The organism is Actinoplanes sp. GCM10030250 (assembly GCF_042666575.1).
Classification (GTDB): Bacteria; Actinomycetota; Actinomycetes; order Mycobacteriales; family Micromonosporaceae; genus Actinoplanes.
Window position 1 is genome coordinate 80580 of sequence record NZ_JBHTDO010000027.1, and the last position, 17129, is coordinate 97708.

General features: G+C 71.2%; 16 protein-coding genes and 1 riboswitch. Of the genes, 7 read left to right on the forward strand and 9 right to left on the reverse strand.

Annotation, left to right across the window (positions count from 1 at the left end; genetic code table 11):
* Positions 1–226: 226 nt before the first annotated feature.
* Positions 227–2155, reverse strand: coding sequence for an ATP-binding protein (locus ACFQV6_RS29720; protein ID WP_378030922.1), 1929 nt, complete (start codon positions 2153–2155; stop codon positions 227–229).
* A 370-nt stretch (positions 2156–2525) separates the two neighbouring features.
* On the opposite strand from ACFQV6_RS29720, the gene ACFQV6_RS29725 reads away from it, so the two are divergent.
* The 3 genes from ACFQV6_RS29725 to ACFQV6_RS29735 all read left to right on the forward strand — a co-directional run bounded on the left by ACFQV6_RS29725 (position 2526) and on the right by ACFQV6_RS29735 (position 5117).
* On the forward strand, positions 2526–3140 hold the full coding sequence (locus ACFQV6_RS29725; protein WP_378030923.1) for a DUF6230 family protein: 615 nt from the start codon (positions 2526–2528) through the stop codon (positions 3138–3140).
* A 144-nt stretch (positions 3141–3284) separates the two neighbouring features.
* Complete coding sequence (locus ACFQV6_RS29730) at positions 3285–4739, forward strand: DUF6114 domain-containing protein (protein WP_378030924.1); 1455 nt, start codon at positions 3285–3287, stop codon at positions 4737–4739.
* Between the two features lie 108 nt (positions 4740–4847).
* On the forward strand, positions 4848–5117 hold the full coding sequence (locus ACFQV6_RS29735; protein WP_378030985.1) for a DUF2277 domain-containing protein: 270 nt from the start codon (positions 4848–4850) through the stop codon (positions 5115–5117).
* Here ACFQV6_RS29735 and ACFQV6_RS29740 read toward each other — a convergent pair.
* Together ACFQV6_RS29740 and ACFQV6_RS29745 are read right to left on the reverse strand one after the other, a co-directional pair.
* Entirely contained in the window at positions 5105–6466 is a 1362-nt protein-coding gene (locus tag ACFQV6_RS29740) for a sensor histidine kinase (protein ID WP_378030925.1), read from the reverse strand. The genes ACFQV6_RS29735 and ACFQV6_RS29740 overlap by 13 nt on opposite strands.
* Positions 6467–7135 (reverse strand): response regulator transcription factor, encoded by a 669-nt coding sequence (locus ACFQV6_RS29745; RefSeq protein WP_378030926.1) that lies wholly within the window; start codon positions 7133–7135, stop codon positions 6467–6469.
* Positions 7136–7310: 175 nt separating this feature from the next.
* Between ACFQV6_RS29745 and ACFQV6_RS29750 the strand changes: the two genes are divergently transcribed.
* Entirely contained in the window at positions 7311–8507 is a 1197-nt protein-coding gene (locus ACFQV6_RS29750; RefSeq protein WP_378030927.1) for an outer membrane lipoprotein carrier protein LolA, read from the forward strand.
* Positions 8508–8592: 85 nt separating this feature from the next.
* Here the strand turns inward: ACFQV6_RS29750 and ACFQV6_RS29755 are convergent, their stop codons facing one another.
* Both ACFQV6_RS29755 and ACFQV6_RS29760 read right to left on the reverse strand, forming a co-directional pair.
* Complete coding sequence (locus ACFQV6_RS29755; protein WP_378030928.1) at positions 8593–9426, reverse strand: phosphatase PAP2 family protein; 834 nt, start codon at positions 9424–9426, stop codon at positions 8593–8595.
* A 46-nt stretch (positions 9427–9472) separates the two neighbouring features.
* On the reverse strand, positions 9473–10363 hold the full coding sequence (locus tag ACFQV6_RS29760; RefSeq protein WP_378030929.1) for a tetratricopeptide repeat protein: 891 nt from the start codon (positions 10361–10363) through the stop codon (positions 9473–9475).
* Between the two features lie 77 nt (positions 10364–10440).
* On the opposite strand from ACFQV6_RS29760, the gene ACFQV6_RS29765 reads away from it, so the two are divergent.
* Entirely contained in the window at positions 10441–10614 is a 174-nt protein-coding gene (locus ACFQV6_RS29765; protein WP_378030930.1) for a hypothetical protein, read from the forward strand.
* On the opposite strand, the gene ACFQV6_RS29770 is transcribed toward ACFQV6_RS29765, so the two are convergent.
* The 4 genes from ACFQV6_RS29770 to ACFQV6_RS29785 all read right to left on the reverse strand — a co-directional run bounded on the left by ACFQV6_RS29770 (position 10587) and on the right by ACFQV6_RS29785 (position 14628).
* Positions 10587–11921 (reverse strand): AAA family ATPase, encoded by a 1335-nt coding sequence (locus ACFQV6_RS29770; RefSeq protein ID WP_378030931.1) that lies wholly within the window; start codon positions 11919–11921, stop codon positions 10587–10589. The genes ACFQV6_RS29765 and ACFQV6_RS29770 overlap by 28 nt on opposite strands.
* A 195-nt stretch (positions 11922–12116) precedes the next feature.
* Positions 12117–13106, reverse strand: a complete 990-nt coding sequence (locus tag ACFQV6_RS29775; RefSeq protein ID WP_378030932.1) for an NlpC/P60 family protein — start codon at positions 13104–13106, stop codon at positions 12117–12119.
* Between the two features lie 14 nt (positions 13107–13120).
* Positions 13121–13258: riboswitch (cyclic di-AMP (ydaO/yuaA leader) on the reverse strand.
* A gap of 108 nt (positions 13259–13366) precedes the next feature.
* Positions 13367–14278, reverse strand: a complete 912-nt coding sequence (locus ACFQV6_RS29780) for a M56 family metallopeptidase (RefSeq protein WP_378030933.1) — start codon at positions 14276–14278, stop codon at positions 13367–13369.
* Complete coding sequence (locus ACFQV6_RS29785) at positions 14275–14628, reverse strand: BlaI/MecI/CopY family transcriptional regulator (protein ID WP_378030934.1); 354 nt, start codon at positions 14626–14628, stop codon at positions 14275–14277. The genes ACFQV6_RS29780 and ACFQV6_RS29785 overlap by 4 nt, the downstream gene beginning before the upstream one ends.
* Positions 14629–14701: 73 nt before the next feature.
* Here ACFQV6_RS29785 and ACFQV6_RS29790 point away from each other — a divergent pair, with 73 nt between their 5' ends.
* The gene (locus tag ACFQV6_RS29790) at positions 14702–16108 is read left to right on the forward strand and encodes a cytochrome ubiquinol oxidase subunit I (RefSeq protein WP_378030935.1); all 1407 of its coding nucleotides are present in this window, start codon (positions 14702–14704) and stop codon (positions 16106–16108) included.
* Positions 16109–16116: 8 nt separating this feature from the next.
* Positions 16117–17097 carry a cytochrome d ubiquinol oxidase subunit II gene (gene cydB, locus ACFQV6_RS29795; protein WP_378030936.1) on the forward strand — a complete coding sequence of 327 codons (981 nt, stop codon included), beginning with the start codon at positions 16117–16119 and terminating at the stop codon, positions 17095–17097.
* Positions 17098–17129 lie beyond the last annotated feature (32 nt).

Sequence of the window (17129 nt, forward strand, 5' to 3'; positions counted from 1 at the left end):
GCCAGATGTTTCCGATCCCGGTGATCCTCGAGTCCCGTTTCCGGCACTCCCACCCGCTCTCACGCCCCCGCCGCAGTGCTTCAGCCGGCGCTGAGTGCTGCCTCGCGGGCCCGGAGGCAGCACTGGTAGCCAGCCGGGGGCGGGGCCGGGGCGGGGCCGGGGCGGGGCTGGGGCGGGGCCGGGCGCGGGCTGGACGGGGCTGGGGCTGGGCGGGGTGGGGGCGGGGTCAGACGGGGATGGGGGTGGGGGCGAGCGCCGCCGGGAGTGTGATGGTGAAGGTGCTGCCGCGGCCGACCACCGACTGGACCGCGATCGTGCCGCCGTGGTCGCGGACGATGTCCCGGACGATGGCCAGGCCGAGCCCCGGGCCCTGAACGGCCTGGTCCATCGCGTTGCCGGCGCGGTGGAAGGGCGTGAACAGGCCCGGCACGTCGTCGGCGGGGATGCCGATGCCGGTGTCGGTCACCGACAGTACGACCGAACGATCGTCAGCGGTCAGGTGGCAGTCGACACGCCCGCCCGGCGGGGTGAACTTGATGGCGTTCTCCATCAGCTTGCGCATGGCCCGCTGGAGCTGCGTACGGTCGCCGCACACCCACGCGTCGCCCGCCTCGAAGGAGACCGCGAGGTCCTTGGCGCGCGCGGCGTTGTCCAGCTCACCGTGCACGGTGATCGCGACGGCGGCCAGGTCGACGGGTTCGGTGGTGACGCCGGCGTGGGCGTCGGGGCGGTCGAGCAGAACCAGGTCGCCGATGGTCTCGTGCAGCCGGTGTGCGTTGCGCAGGATCGCGCTGACGGCACGCTTCTGCAACGGGCTGAGGCTGTCGCCGCCGTCCTCGGCGAACATCTCGGTGTAGCCGAGGATGCTGGTCAGCGGCGTGCGCAGCTCGTGGGTGACGGTCTGGATGAAAACGTCCTTACGCTGGTCCAGCCGGCGCAGCTCGCTGATCAGGCGGGCCTGGTGGTGCTGGAGGGTGAGCTGTTTGAGCGCCCGCTCGATCTCCAGGGTCACGCCGGTGAGCAGGCGGTGCTCGGCGTCGGCCCAGGCCGCGCCGGCACGGGTGACGAGCAGGTAGCCGGGCTCGCACTCCGGGTCGGCGGGGTCGGCGCGGATGGTGACCGAGAATTCGCCGCCGGGCCGGATGCGGGGTTCGCCGGCGGACCCGGCCGTCAGTTCGGCGACCGTGCTGGCGGGCAGGTCGGCGGCGTCGGACGGCCAGTGGATCTTCACCTGGACGCTGCCGGGCATGCCCAGTTCGCAATGCACGCTGTCGGCGCCGACGGCCATCCCGATCAGGCCGGCGATGCGGCGGCTGGTGTCGGTGGGTTCGCGCATCTCCTGCAGTTCGGCGGCGACGGCCTGCCGCAGCCCGGCGCGGGCGACGCGCGCCTGCTCACCGGCGAGGAGGGTCTCGGTCTGCGCGGCCAGGTCGTTGAGGGCCTCGATCACCGGGCGCAACTCGGTCGCGCCGACCGGTTCGGCGCGGGCCGAGTGGTCGCCTGCGGCGAGACGGCGGATGGTACGGCCGACGTGCTCCAGCGGCGTGAGGAGCTGACCCCGCACGGTACGCACGACGAGGTACCCGATCGACAGGATCGCCACGACCAGCAGAGCGGCGGCCCAGTAAAGGAGCCGTTGCGCGGCGGACCCGCGGCTCAGGGCGGACCGCTCCTCGGTGCTGATCGCCAGTTCGACAGCGTCGTTGACCAGCCGCAGGTCGTCGAAGAGCACCTTGGCGCGCGCGGCCCGATCATGATCACTTCCGGTGCTCCCGGCGTCGATCACCGGAAGGGCGTACTCGTCGAGCCAGGACCGGATCGCGTCGCGCTCCCGGGTCACCAGGTTGCGGACCTCGTCGTCCCTGGTGTTGGCCGCGACGTCGTCGAGGGAGGAGAACGCGTCACTCCACCCGGTCTCGTACGGCTCCAGGAACAGCCGCTCGCCGGTGAGCTGGAAGCCGCGTACACCGGTCTCGGCGTCGGTCATCCGCTGCAGGACGCGGTCGTTGGCCGCCTGTGCCGCGGTGATCCGGCCGACCAGGGCGTCGTGCTCCGCATGCAGGTGCGCACCGACCCCGAACTGCACCGACAGCAACGTCAGGAAGAGTACGAACAGGGCAGCGAAGCCCACGTTGAGCCGTCGCTGCACGCTCATCGGCGGCGATCCCGGCGGACGTCCATGCCCTTCCGATCGGCAGGCAGGGGTGGAGACCTAAGTCACGTCGGCGATCGTCTCACCCGAAGTCGCCCGGAACTTCGTTATCGATCCGTGATCATTACGGTATGGCGTACCGGCGGTAACGGGTAAATCGCTGAGCCGCCGACTTTCTGTCCGAAATGCCGGGTCAGGCGGTGGCGGGCATCACTCAGCGTCACTCTTGATCATGTGATCGGGGTTACTGACTAGTAGCCGGAGGCCTTGTAGTCACCGGGCTTCAGGGGCAACATTTCCGGCACATTACGGCCCCGGCATCGACGGACCTCGCTTTACCGGTCGGCGGTCGCAGCGAACATTAGGAGGTTCCGTGGAGGATGCGCAGAGCGCTCCGGCGTACGGGCGTACCAACTGGCGCCGGTTCGCCGTGGCGGTGGGCGTACCGGCAATTGTCGCCGGGGGCCTGGTCGTGGCGCTCGCGGAGGGCGCCCTGGCCGCGAATTTCACCATTTCCGGTAAGCAGTTCAAGCTGTCCGCCAGCAAGCTGGTCGGCAACGGCTTCACCCAGTACAGCAGCGAGCTCGACACCGCGGAGGGAACGGTTCCGGCCGCGATGTCCGGCATCGAGAGCGCCACGCTGAACGACCTCTGCCAGTCGGTTGCCGTCGGGCCGGTCACGCTCCGGATCGAAGCGGGCGGCGACCCCGAGCACCCGGTCGAGGCGACGAACCTGCTCATCGGGATGTCCGAGCTGGGCGGCGACGCCACGTTCGAGAACATGCAGATCGGCCTGGACGCGGGCACCCTCGACGCGGCACAGGACGAGGCTCACGGCGCCTCGGGTGGCTTCGGCCAGCAGGCCACCAAGGTCACCATCATCGGCCTGCGCCAGCAGGCTTACTACACCTCGGCCTCGACCTTCACGCTCAACGGCATGAGCCTCAAGCTCCACGTCGGCGGATCGCACGAGTGTTACGCGGATTGATTCGCACGAAGTGCTTTACGGATTGATACGCACGAAGTGCTTTACGGATTGATTCGCACGAGTGGCACGGATTGATCTGAAAAGTCCGGGCTCGTGGAGCGGCAACTCCGCGGGCCCGGCGGCGTCCGGGCGGAAGGAACACGAGTGAGCTACTGGGACAAGTTCCGCGAGTGGCGGCGGGTACGCCCGTTCTGGGCCGGCCTGTTCCTCGTGCTGTCGGGACTGGAGATGTTCCTCAGCGCCAACATGGCCCTCGCCGACCTGCAACTCCACATCGGGCCTCAGGGGTTCCTGTCGTACCTGCTGCCGGTGCTGATGCTGGCCTGCGGTGCGCTGATCTGGTTCTCACCGGCGCAGCGGCTGTTCTACGGGATCGTGGGGCTGCTCACCGCGCTCTACTCGTTCATCGGGCTGAACCTCGGCGGCTGGTTCGCCGGGATGATCCTCGGTATCGTCGGCGGGGCGCTGGCGATCGCCTGGGTACCGCCAGGGGCACCGGGGCCGGCGCCGCGCGACGACACCCCGACGGCCGAGATAGACCCGGTGACCAGCGATCCCACCAGCGATTCCATCATCGTGCCGGGCCTGCGACCCGAGTCGGGGCCGATGGGTACGCCGGAACCAGAACCCGATCCCGGCCGGCGGCCCTTCCACCGTAAAGCGCTGATCTTCATCGTGCCGCTCGCGGTGGCCGGGGTCGTGGCGACCGCCGGCAGCCCGCCGGCCGACGCCGCCGAGTGCCCGGAGGGCCTGCCGTCCCGATCGGCGGCCGGCGCACCCGAGACGGCGAGGTCCGCCAAGCCGAAACCGGTGAAGAGCCGGAGCACGGCGCCGAAGCCGTCCGGGTCCCCGTCGGCGTCACCGTCGCCGTCCGCGTCCCCGTCGGAGTCCGCCGGCGACGGCACCGGTCACCCGATCCTGGACGGCATCGGCGACGTGATCGAGGGCATCGGCGACCTGTTCGACCCGGACAAGGACGACGAGACACCGTCACCGTCGGCCGCACCCAGCCAGGCGGCACCGAGCCAGACACCGAGTCAGGCATCACCCAGCCAGGCCGCGCCCAGCCAGGCCGCTGATCCGTCAACGAGCGGGAAGCCGAGCGTGCAACCGAGCGCGTCGAAGAGAGCGGCCGAGGAGATTCCCTGCCTGGGCGCCCGGCAGGAGGGCCTGGTCGCCTCGGCCGACGGCCTACCCCTGACCGCGATGAAGCCGGGTGTCATGAAGGTCGGCTCGCTGACCATGTACAACTCGACCTACGAAGGTGTCACCGAGCTGCCGACCGCGGGCGGGACGATCCGGGCGCTGCGCTTCGTCATGGACAAGGCGGTGAACAAGCCGTTCAGCCTGGAGATCGACGAGCCGGGCGACGCCACCACCCTGATCAAGAGCAACGAGCTGATCACCGACGGGAACGTGGAGTTCTACTCCCCCAAGTTCGCCGGCAAGCTGTTCGGGCTGATCCCGGTGACGTTCACCCCGGAGCAGCCGCCACCGCTCACCCTGCCGGTGCTGTGGTTCACCGACGTGACGATCGACCTCGCCTACGTCCAGTGCGACGTCCTCACGGCCGACCCGATCGCGATCACCGAGTTCTAGGCACCCGCGGCGGAGCGGGCCGGAGCGAGGCGAGCCGGCAGGCACGCGCGCGGCGCCGGCCATGGCATAGGTTGGGGCCGGCAGGTGCCCAGCGACAAGGAGGCCGACGTGTGCCGGAACATCCACCAGCTGCACAACTTCGAACCGCCCGCGACGCCCGACGAGGTGCACGCGGCCGCGCTGCAGTACATCCGGAAGATCGCCGGGAGCACCCGGCCGTCGCAGGCGAACCAGGCCGCCTTCGACACGGCTGTCGCCGCGGTCGCCGCCGCCACGGCCGAGCTGCTCGCTGAGCTGGTGACCACCGCGCCGCCGAAGAACCGCGAGGAAGAGGCGGCGAAGGCGCGGGCCCGGGCGGAGAAGCGTTACGCGTCCTGAGCGGCGGGTAGGCGTACCTCAACTCGCAGGCCCGGCTCCGCATCGCCCAGCGTGACGGTGCCGCCGTGCCTGCGCACCAGCTCGCGGACGATGGCGAGCCCCAGGCCGGAACCGCCGGCATCACGGGCACGGGCGTCGTCGAGGCGGGTGAACCGCTGGAAGACCCGGTCGCGGTCGGCCGCCGGGATGCCGGGGCCGTCGTCGGTGACCACGATGACCAGCTGATTCCCGTCGGCCGCGGTGCTCACCGTGACCTGTTCCCGCCGGTGCCGCACGGCGTTGTCGAGCAGGTTCGCGACCACCCGGGCCAGCGCGTCCGGCTCGCCGGACAGCGGCAGCGGCTCACCCGCGTCCCGGTACTCCACGCCGGGGTACCGTTCCGCGGTCTCGCCGACCAGCTGGCCCAGGTCGATGCGCTCGACCCGGCTGGTGACCGCGCGGGTGGTCCCGTCGTCCTGCCGGGCCAGCAGCAGCAGATCGTCGACGAGCCGGGAGAGCCGCTGCACGTCGGCGAGCAGATCGTCGGTCAGCGCCGGCCAGTCGGTGTCGTCCGGGAGCCGCTGCGCCACCTCCAGCTCGGTGCGCATGTTGGTGAGCGGGCTGCGCAGCTCGTGGGCGGCGTCGGCGACGAACGCCCGCTGCCGGGCGCGGGCCGCGTCCAGGCGGTGCAGCATGTCGTTGAGGGTGACCGCGAGCCGGTGGATCTCGTCGCGCGAGTCCGGTACGGGCAGACGGCCCTCCCGGGTGCCGCCGGTGATCTCCTCGGCTCCGGAACGCAGCGCGTCCACCGGGCTCAGCGCGGCGTCCAGCGCCCGCCACAGCACGGCGGCCAGCAGCGCCACCAGCAGCGGGAAGATCACCAGCAGGGTGAGCCGGAGCAGGTGCACGCTCTGGGTGATCTGGTCGGTGGAACGGGCGACCAGGATGCGGACCGGTGCGGTCGGCGGCCCGGCGGTCAGCTTGACGACCCGCGCCTCGCCGTCGTAGCCGATCCGGGTGCCGGGGATCGGCACGCTGCGCCCGTCGGGAAGGTCGCGCAGCTCGGCGCTGTAGAGGATCGGCACCATCCGGTCAGCGAGGGCGGACACCGCGATCACCCGGGACTCGGCGTCGATGACCTGCACCTGCACGTTCGGGGAGACCGGGATCAGGTTGGTCAGCGAGCCCTGGTCGACGAGCCGCTGCACGCCCAGGGCGGTGTCCATGGACTCGGAATGGACCGAGCGCGTCTGGGCGTACCCCAGAACCGCGACCAGCAGAATGCCGCCCGCCGCCAGACCGAGGGTGAGGCCGGCGGCCGAGACCAGCATCAGCCGGGCCCGCAGGCTCAACTCCCGGATGCGGCGCATCTACGCGGCCGGGACGGCAGCCAGCCGGTAGCCGGCGCCGCGGACCGTCTCCAGGCGATCCCGGCCGATCTTGCGGCGCAGGTAGCCGACGTAGACCTCGACCGCGTTCGGCGCGGTCTCCAGCGCGGCGTCCCACACGTGGTCCAGCAGCTCGGTCTTGGAGACGACCTGGCCGGGACGGCGCATCAGGTACTCCAGCAGGGCGAACTCGCGCGCCGTCAGCGTGACCTCGGTGCCCGCGACGAGCACCCGGCGCTCCGCCGGATCGAGTTCGACGTCGCCGAAGCTGAGGACCACCGGGCGGGCCTGGGCGCCGCGCCGCAGCAGGGCCCGCAGGCGGGCGAGCAGGACGATGTACGAGAACGGCTTCGTCAGATAGTCGTCGGCACCGCAGTCCAGCCCGTCGGCCTGGTCGTACTCCCCGTCCTTCGCCGACAGCATCAGGACCGGCAGCCAGTGCCGCTCGGCTCGCAGCTGCCGCACCACCCGGTAACCGGACAGCCGGGGCAGCATCACGTCCAGGATCATCGCGTCGTAGCCGCCGTGGCGGGCCATCTCGAGGCCGTCCTGCCCGTCGGCGGCAACGTCCACCGCGAACCCCTCGGCCTGCAGGCCACGGCGCAGCGCCGCGGCGAGCCGTGCCTCATCCTCCACCACCAGCAACCGCACCCCCACACCTTGGCATGCCGTGGCGGGGTTCCGTCACCCGCTCTCAGCGGGTTCACAGCGCGGGATCAACGCGGCTTCAGGGCACCCCGGCGGGGACTTCCCTTAAGGGACTTTCTCAGCGGCATCACAGCGGTGCCGGGGCACGATGGGTCCCAGACAACAGGAGGTGGACATCGTGTCCGTGTTCAGGTCCAGGCCGGCGTTGCGCTGGCTCGTACCGTCAGCCGCCGCGGTGGCTGTCATCGGGGGCGGCGCGGCGGCCGGAACGATCGTGGCGAACGCCGATCCGGCACTGCCGGATCGCACCGCCGCCCAGCTGCTCGTCGACCTGCAGAGTGCCGACCCGAAGGGTCTCTCCGGCACCGTCGTGCAGAGCTCCGACCTCGGCCTGCCGGGGATCGCCGGGCTGCTCGGCAAGGCCGGGGGCAACGTGGCAGGCAACGGCGGCGGGCTGACCAGCCTGATCGCCGGCAGCAACACCGCCCGCGTGTGGTACGCGGGTGAGGACAAGGTCAGGTTCGCGCTGGTCGGCACCGACGGTGAGACCGACGTGATCCGCAACGGGCAGGACGTCTGGGTCTGGCAGAGCCAGGACAACACCGGGACGCACGCGGTCCTGCCGGCGGAGACCCAGGAGAAGCCCGAGGCGCTGCCCTCCGGCATCCCCTCCACGCCCAAGGAAGCGGCTGACGCCGCGCTCGCCGCGATCGACCCGTCGACCCAGGTCGCCACGACCGGTGCGGCCGAGGTGGCCGGGCGCGACGCGTACGAGCTGGTGCTCAGCCCGAAGAACTCGTCCTCGCTGGTCGGGCAGGTCCGGCTCGCGATCGACGCGACCGAGCACATCCCGCTGCGGGTGGACGTGTATGCGAAGAACACCACCAAGCCCGCTTTCCGGGTGGCGTTCGAGCAGATCTCCTTCACCGTCCCGGACGCGGAACAGTTCACCTTCAACCCGCCGCCCGGCGCCAAGGTCGACGAGGCCGGCAAGCTCTTCGGTGCCGACGGCATGAAGCCGGGCGCCGTCAAGCCGGACGGTGCCAAGGCCGACGCCGCCAAGGCGCGGGCTGAGGCTCAGGCCGAGCTGCACAAGGGCCTGGGCGAGAAGGGCGAGCCGAAGGTGATCGGCGAGGGCTGGGCCTCGATCGTCACCGCCAAGCTGCCCGAGTCGCCGGAGAAGGCACTGGCCGGCGCGGAGGCCGAGGGCGAGGGTGCGCAGGCCCAGGCGTTCCTCGACGTGATGCCGAAGGTCAGCGGCGAGTGGGGCAGCGGCCGGCTGCTCAGCGGCGCTCTCTTCAGCGTCCTGCTCACCGACGACGGCCGGGTCTTCGCCGGTGCGGTCACCCCGGAGGCCCTGTACGCGGTCGCCTGATCCACAGCTCCATCACAAGGGCCCTGCCACTCCGGTGGCGGGGCCCTTGCCCGTTCCCGTGACAGCGCTGAGGGCCGGCTGTGGGTCAGGGAGCGGCGGGGGCCGGCTCGGCGGTAGTGGGGGTGCGCTGATGCGGTAGAGGCGGGAGGGCCGGCTTGAGGGTGGGGCGGGGAGTGGGGAGCAGGGTGTAGGCGGCGGCGAGGAGGGCGGCTGCGGCGAGAGCGTCGAGCCAGTAGTGGTTGCCGGTGCCTACGACTACGAGCAGGGTGATGGCGGGGTGGAGGAGCCAGAGGCCGCGCCATCGGGGGGAGGTGGCGGTGATCAGGGCGATCGCCACCACCAGGGCCCAGCCGACGTGCAGGGAGGGCATGGCGGCGTACTGGTTGGAGAGCTGGTCGGTCTCGGGGGCGCCGTAGACGGCCGGGCCGTAGAGGCGGCCGAGGTCGAGCATGCCGGTTTCGGGGAGCATGCGGGGCGGGGCGAGCGGGTAGAGGAAGTGGACCACCAGGGCGCCGGAAGTGAGCAGGACCAGAACGTTGCGGGTGCGGCGGTAGTGGCTGGGCCTGCGGAGGTAGAGCCAGATGAGGCAGGCGGCGGTGGCCGGGAAGTGGACGTACGCGTAATAGCTGTTCGCGGCCGTCACCAGCGCGGGCCAGTCCAGCAGGGTGTGCTGCACGGAGAGTTCGCTGGGCAGGTGGAGCCGGCGCTCGAGGTCCCCGATGGTGGACGCGTTGCGGAACGCCTCGGTGACGTGCCCGTCGGCTGCGAGGCGCGCCAGTTTGTAGGCCAGGAACAGTCCGGCCACGAGGGCGAGCTCCCGCAGTGCGGAGAGACCCGGCGCCCTAGCCGGGTTGCGGGGGCTCAAACGACGCTCGAATTCGGCATGACGCTCCCCCGTCCACTGATGTTCGGACAGCATCCGGCGATCTTGCCGATTGGGCAAGATTCTTTCGGACGAAAGTGATCTAACGCGCAGCCGGAACGCGGTCGGCCCGGCCGGCGGCGAGGAGGGCGAGCAATGCCGCGGCCGCCAGGGGGAGGGATTGCCAGCGGGGGCTCAGCGCGTACGTGAGAAGGAGCGTGACCGTCGCGGCTGCCGCGACCAGGCCGGTGAGCACCGCGCGGCGCATGCGCGGCGGCAGGAGGGTGAGGCAGCGCCAGGGCAGGCGGCCGGCCGGGATGAGTACCAGGGCCGATAAGAGGATCATCACGGCGGCTACGGTCAGGGACGCGGCGCGGGCGAGGATCAGGGTGGACGGCCAGGGCAGGGCGGTGGCCGCCAGGATCGCGGTGAGCAGTACGCCGGCGGTGAGGCCGCGGCGCAGGCCGCCGAGCAGGCCGCGGATCGGCCAGGTCATCGCGGCGCCGGCCAGCTGGGCCGGGTGTTCGGCGGCCAGGCGGCGCAGGCCGCGCATGGCCGGGCCGACGCGGAGCCGTTCGGCGTCCAGGAGGGCGATCAGCCAGCGGCCGTCGGGGTTGTCGGGATCGCGGGCAAGGGCTGCCCGGACCGCTTCGCGCGCTGCGGACCGATGGCCGGCCTGACGTTCGATCTCGGCGAGGTTGAGCAGGTCGGGTATCGATGCGGGGTCCAGGGAGAGGGCGCGGCGGGCCGCTTCCCGGGCACTGTCGAAGTCGCGGCGGGCGGCGAGCGCCCTGGCGAGAACACGGTGAGCCGGCTGGTGAGCGGGCTCCAGGCGGACCGCCTCCCGGGCTTCGGCGAGAGCCTCGTTGAGCGGCTCGGCGGTAGGCCCGGCGGGAGGCCCGGCGGGAGGCCCGGCGGTAGGCCCGGCGGTAGGCCCGGTGAGGGGCCCGGTGAGGGGCTCGGCGGGACGGCCGGAGAGGGTGTGAGGAGGCACTCGGCTCGTTCGATGTGGGTGCCGGCCAGGTGGGGGGCGGCGGCCACCGCGGCGCCGGCGGCGGTCAGGGCGTCCGCGTGGCGGCCCTGGAGGCGGAGGAGGCCGGCCAGCAGGGCGAGCAGTTCCGGGTCGGCGGGTGTGTCGGTCAGGCCGGTCCGGACGGCGTCCTCGGCGTCGCGGAGGCGGCCGACGCCGGCGAGCAGGCGCGCCCGGGACGCGGGGGTCACCGCACCTTGCGCTTCTTGAGGTAGGCGGCCAGGTCGTCGTACTCGCCGCTCTCGTTGGCGAACATGGCGACGTTGCGGGCGGTGGAGAACCAGGCGTCGGTGGAGGGGCGGATCTCGCGGGCGGCGGCGAGCATGTCCGACTGGTTGATCATGCGGATGTCGCCGGTGGCGATCGAGTCGCGCATCGCGTACTCGGCGGCGGTCTCGCACAGGTGCGCGAGGTCGGCGCCGGAGTAGTGCTCGGTGGCGGCGGCGACCTGGGCCAGGTCGATGCCCGCCACCGGGCGATCACGCAGGTGCAACTCCAGGATGGCGGCACGCGCGGGGCCGTCCGGAGGCAACACCAGGAGGGTACGGTCCAAGCGCCCCGGCCGCCGCAGGGCCGCGTCGACGTCCCAGGGTGCGTTGGTGGCCGCCAGCACGAACACGCCGTCGTTGCCGCCGTCCACGCCGTCCAGTTCGGTGAGCAGCTGGTTGACCACGGTACGCATGGACGACTGCAACTGGCTCCGCTTGTGCCCGAGCGCGTCGATCTCGTCGAGGAAGAGGACGCACGGCGCGTGGCCGCGTGCCGACTCGAACAGGTCGTGGAGGTTGCGCTCGGAGCTGCCGATCCACATGTTCAGCACGTCGGTGATGCTCAGCGAGATGAACGAGGCGCCCATCTCCCCCGCGACGGCCCGCGCCAGGAACGTCTTGCCGCAGCCGGGCGGGCCGTAGAGCAGAAGGCCACCGCGCAGGCTCTTGCCGAACAGGCTGCGCAGTTTCGGATTGCGCAGCGGGCCCAGGAACGACACCTCGAGACGCTTCTTGACCTCGGCCATCCCGCCGACGTCGGCGAGGGTGATGGTGGAGTGCTCGATGTCGAAGGCGCGGTCGGCGTGGCCCTGGATCGGGTCGGGGTTGCCGTCGGCGCGGGCGAACCGTGGTGGGACGACGTCGCCGAACTGCTGCTCGAGGGCGGCCCAGTCGACGTTTCCGGGGGCGGCGGGAGCGGGCTGAGCGGGGGGTGCGGCATCAGCGGGGGGTTGAGCGGGGGGTTGAGCGGGCGTTTGAGCGGGCTGAGTGGGTGAGGCGGCGGGCTGCGTGACGGGTGGGGCGGCGGGGGGTTGAGTGGGCTGGGCGGGCGCCGACGGGCCCAGAGCACGGGACATCAGCTGCTGGGCGGTGGTGTTGCCCGGCTCGCGGGCGAGGACCTGCGCGGCGTGCCCGATCGCTTCGGCGCCCCGGCCGGCGGACACCAGCAGCTCGGCGAGGTGCAGCCGCAACGGCAGGTCGTCGGGACGTGCCTGCACCGCGGCGGTGAGGCTGTCGATCAAGGCGTCGCTCATGAGAGGCGATTATGCCCCGGCCCGCTGAGGCCATGCCGGGGAGCGGCGTCATGGCAGCCGGGAGCGCGGACCGGGAGAGCTGCTCGGGAGCCTGGAGGGTCCCGCAGGAACCGCCGCGGTGGGACGGGCCGACCGTACGATGAAAAACGAAACGGCCGCTGCCAGAAACTGACAGCGACCGTTTTCGCACAGGCCTTACGCCGGTCTGCGGTAGCCGGCGATCGGGCCTCGATCGATCGTCGCCATCCGCACGTGGTCTCCCGTGTGCGGTGCGTGCACCACCTTGCCGCCGCCGATGTAGAGCGCGACATGGTGCACGTCGGAGTAGTAGAAGACCAGGTCACCTGGCTGCAACTCACTCCGGCTCACCGATCTCGTGGAACCGTACTGGTCCTTCGTGTAGTGCTCGAGGTGCACGCCGACCGCACCCCACGCCTCCTGCGTCAGACCCGAGCAGTCGTAGCTGTTCGGGCCGTTGGAACCGAAGACATAGGGCTTGCCGATCAGATCGCACGCCTTCTGGGCCGCGCGACCACCCTTGTCGTTGGTGTACGTGACCGGGCAGGGTCCGGTCCGCAAGGCGCCGTCGTCGACGTTCGCGGTGCCGTACGCCTGAATCCGCAGTTTCTGGAGGTCCTTGATCTCCCCCTCGATCGCCTTCTTCTTCGACGCCAGGTCGGTGTCGCGTGCGGCGATCTCGGTTTCGAGCTGGTCCACCTTCGCCTTGTCGGCGGCGTACTTGTCACGCAGCTTCGCCACGTCGGCGATCGACTGCCTCTGGTTGAACGCCAGCTGGTCGAGGAGGGTGAGCTTCTCGGCCAGGCCCGTCGCGTTGCCACTCATCAGCATGGCGTTGAGAGTGCTCGGCGGGCCCTGCATGTAGGCGTCGACCGCGAGGCCGCGAACCTCGACCATCGCGGCGTCCACCTGAGCCTGCAGCGGCGCCAGGGTCTTCGCCAGATCCTTCTGCTGCTTGCGCAGTTTGGTCAGCTTGCCGTGCACGTCGTTGTACTGCTCGATGACAGGCTCGAGCTTGTTCCACTCCGTGTCGATCTGCTTCTCGACGCTGGAGGGCGTGGGCTCGGCATGGGCAGCGGCCGGTCCGGTCAGAACGAGTCCGGCGGATGCCACGACGAGTGCCAGCCCGCGCAGGAGACCAGCGCGCCGCGCGCCAATCCGTTTCACGTAGGTGCTTCGTCCTTTCTTCCTGTCAGCCGCCGACCGGGTTAGCTGACGGGTTCGGGCGGGAAGCACACCCGGCCGCGGAACTCCGCGGCTTCACCCCACAAACCTGGGTCCCCGGTTCACCCCGGAGGGCGATTGGGCGGTGGTCCGTCAGATCGGCCGGGGGGACGATTGGGGGCTGCCGGACCGGGGACCACCGTACTCGGATCATGGAGGCAAATGAAGCTCGGGACTTTACGCACCAGCCTGGTCACGGTGAGCTACCGGAAAGGCCAGGTGTCGAGCGCTTTTCCCAGCCAGGGTACGACCAGGATCACGGTGGGTAGCACCAGGAGACCGGCCGCGGCGGTGGTAGCGGACACCGCCAGGATGGCCGAGTTGCGGCCCGGACCGTCCAGCCGGGACAGTCGGCGGCGCCGGGATTCACCCTCCGGGTCGCCGGTCACCTCCTCCGACAGGGGGACGGCGTCGGTGAGGCGAGCGAGCGCGGCCCGCAGCGGCGCGGGCCCGGTGCGGCGGCGCGCGGCATCGTCGGCCACCATCTCCAGAAGCAGGTGTACGGCGTCCAGCGGCGCCCTGCTGCGCAGCGGACGGGGCACGGCTCGATGGAACGCGGTGAACGACTCCATCACCAGCTCGTGCTTGTGCCGCAGGTGGGCCCGCTCGTGGGCGAGGACCGCGCCGACCTGCTCCCGGTCGAGGACCCGCAGCACACCGTCGCTGAGGACGACCCGGGGCGACCGGCCGGGCACGCAGTAGGCCAGCGGGAGGGGGCCGTCGAGGACGCGCACCTCCTCCCCGCCCAGGTCCTCGTGCCGTTCCACCCGGTCGAGCAGGTCGACGAGCATCCGGTGCCGGGCGCGGCGGGCCCGGGCCCGGTAGCTCACCCGGCCGAGCGAGATCAGCAGCCGGACCACGATGGTGGCGGCGACCGCGAGCGAGAACACGAGCGCCGCGACAGTCTCGGGGTGGCGGGCACCGGCCGCCCGGGTCAGTTCCTCGGGTGCGGCGAGCACGACGCCGAGCGCGCAGAGCACCGCGGTGAGGGTGACGGCCTGCCAGAGCAGCACGGCGGCCACCGGGGCGCGGTCCGGCCAGCGGGCGTTCGCGAGGATGCCGGGCACCACCAGCGAGAGGGTGAGCCCGAGCGCGCCGAGCAGGAGGGCTGTCACTTCTTCGGCGAGCGCACCGCTTCGATCGCCGCGGCGAGTGCCTCCGGCGGCAGTTGCCCGACGAAGTACGCCAGGGCGGCGTCGCGGTCGGGGGTGGCGCTCAGCGCGTCGAGCATCAGGCCCGCTGTCATCTCCTCGCGGGTCTGCGACGGCGCGTACCGGTAGGCACGGTCGGCTTTCTGCTGGGTGACCAGGCCCTTCTTGGCGAGCCGGTCGAGGACGGTCATCACTGTCGTGTAGGCCAGGTCGCGGTCACGGCTGAGCAGGTCGTGCACCTGCCGCACGGTGAGCGGCTCCGGCGCGTCCCACAGCTTCGTCATGACCTCGCGCTCGAGATCGCCCATCGCCATGCCGCCATCCTACTGCACACTGTCGTACTACACGGCGTAGTATCTACTACGAGTCGTCGTAGAGGGGGCCTTCGTGGACGTGCTCGACCTGACCCGGCTGCAGTTCGCGGTCGTGACGATCTACCACTACCTGTTCGTGCCGGTGTCGATCTCGCTGGCGTGTGCCGCCGCCGGGCTCCAGCTGGCCTGGATGCGCACCGGGCAGGACCGTTTCCTGCACCTGACGAAGTTCGTCGGCAAGCTGCTGATCGTCACGTTCGCGGTCGGCGTGGTGACCGGGCTCGTGCAGGAGTTCCAGTTCGGGCTCGGGTGGAGCGCGTTCGCCCGGTTCTACGGTGACGTGTTCGGGCCGACGCTGGCGATCGAGGGGATGCTGGCGTTCTTCCTCGAGGCGACGTTCCTCGCGCTCTGGTACTTCGGGTGGGACCGCCTGCCCCGCCGGCTGCACGCCGCGACGATCGTGGTGGTCGCCGTGGGGACACTGCTCTCGGCGTACATCATCCTGGCGGCCAACTCGTTCATGCAGAACCCGGTGGCGTACGCCCTCGACCCGGACACCGGGCGGGCGCACCTCACCAGCTTCACGCAGCTGCTGACCAACGAGGTGGTGCTCGCGGCGTTCCCGCACACCATGGGCGGTGCGGCGATGGCCGGCGGCGGGCTGCTGATGGCGATCGGGATCTGGCGGGTGGCGGCGGACGCGACCTTCCGTACGCTCTCCCGGCTCGGCGCCTGGATCATGCTGGCCGGCGGCGCGGTCACGGCGATCAGCGGCGACCACCTCGGCAAGGTGATGACCGCCGTGCAGCCGATGAAGATGGCCGCGGCCGAAGCGCTGTACGAGACGACCACCGGCGCGCCGTTCTCGATCTTCGCGATCGGGGAACTGGGGCACGACCGGCCGTTCTTCAGCATCGAGATCCCGGGGCTGCTGTCGTTCCTGGGCACCGGGTCGTTCGGCGGGACCGTGCAGGGCATCGACGATCTGCAGGCGCAGTACGTGGCCGAGTACGGGCCGGGAAGCTACGTGCCGATGATCCCGGTGGCGTTCTGGACGTTCCGGCTGATGATCGGGGTCGGGGTGCTGGGGATGGCGCTGGCGGCCTATCACCTGTGGTCGAGCGGGCGCGCTTTCCGCGTACCGTTGCTCCCCCGATTCTTGCAGGCGGGCCGGGGAACGCCACGGTGGCTGCGCCGCTTCGCCCTGCTGGCACCCCTGCTGCCGGCGGCGGCGAACACGCTCGGCTGGATCTTCACGGAGACGGCGCGGCAGCCGTGGCTGGCGTTCGGGATCTCCAAGGTGGCCGACGGCATCTCACCCGGGCTGACCCGGACCGAAGTGATCGTGTCGCTGGCCGGCTTCACCCTGATCTACGGGCTGCTGGCGGTGGCCTGGTGCCGGCTCGTCGTCCACCTGTCGCGCCGGCCGCTCGTTCCCGCCGAGTCGCCCGTTTCCTCCGAACCCGTTCCGGCCTACTAGGAGCTGTTGTGATCACCTTCTGGTTCGCGGTGCTCGTCCTCGCGTGGGTGCTCTACTTCGTCCTCGAGGGATTCGACTTCGGTGTCGGGATCCTCGGGCCGGTGCTCGGCCGCGACGAGCACGAGCGTGGCGCGATCGTCCGCACGGTGGGGCCGTTCTGGGACGGCAACGAGGTGTGGCTGGTGGCGGCGATCGGCGTGACGTTCGCGGCGTTCCCGGACTGGTACGCGGCGATGCTGTCGGCCCTCTACCTGCCGATGGTTCTCATCCTGCTGCTGCTCGCGGTGCGCGGGGTGTCGCTGGAGTTCCGCGGGAAGCACTCGTCGCCGTCGTGGCGGTGGCGGTGCGACGTCCTGCTGTCGGTCAGCTCGGCCGGGATCGTGCTCCTGTGGGGTGCGGTGCTCGGGATCTTCGTGCACGGGCTGGCCCTGCGGGCGGACGGCGAGGTGGCCGGGACCGGGATGGGGCGCAGCCTCGGGCCGCTGGTGACGCCGGCGGCGGGGCTGGGTGCGCTGGCGGGACTGCTCGGGGCGGTGCTTCTCGGTGCGACGTTCCTGGCGCTGCGGACCACCGGGCCGGTGCGGAAGCGGGCGCGCGATCTGGCGCGGCATGTGAGCACGGTGGGGGCGGTTGCGCTTTTGATCCTGGGTGTGGGTACGGGGTCGCGGGTGGTGCTGGCGGCGGCGGCGCTGGTGTTCGTGGCGGGGTTGCAGGCTCGGCGGGGGCGGGAGGGTACGGCGTTCGGGGCTGTGGCGGCTGCTGTGGTGGGGAGTGTGGTGGCGGTGTTCACGGTGCACGGGGATGTGGTGCTGCTGAGCACCTTGGATCCGGGGTGGTCGTTGACGCGGGAGTCGGCGGCGGCTGGCGTCGAGGCGTTGAGGTTGCTGACGGTGGCGGGGGTTCTGGTGCTGCCGGGGGTTCTGGTTTATCAGGTGTGGTCGTACTGGGTGTTCCGGCGGCGGGTGGCGAGTGAGCGGGTGTCGTCGTGAGCGCGCCGGTGGTTTCGGCTTCCGCGTCAGAA

Excerpts from the sequence above, each read along its gene's own strand:
- ACFQV6_RS29720 (WP_378030922.1), bottom strand. The coding sequence starts at position 2,155 with ATGAGCGTGCAGCGACGGCTCAACGTGGGCTTCGCTGCCCTGTTCGTA.
- ACFQV6_RS29740 (WP_378030925.1), bottom strand. The coding sequence starts at position 6,466 with ATGCGCCGCATCCGGGAGTTGAGCCTGCGGGCCCGGCTGATGCTGGTC.
- ACFQV6_RS29785 (WP_378030934.1), bottom strand. The coding sequence starts at position 14,628 with ATGGCGATGGGCGATCTCGAGCGCGAGGTCATGACGAAGCTGTGGGAC.
- ACFQV6_RS29755 (WP_378030928.1), bottom strand. The coding sequence starts at position 9,426 with ATGCTGTCCGAACATCAGTGGACGGGGGAGCGTCATGCCGAATTCGAG.
- ACFQV6_RS29770 (WP_378030931.1), bottom strand. The coding sequence starts at position 11,921 with ATGAGCGACGCCTTGATCGACAGCCTCACCGCCGCGGTGCAGGCACGT.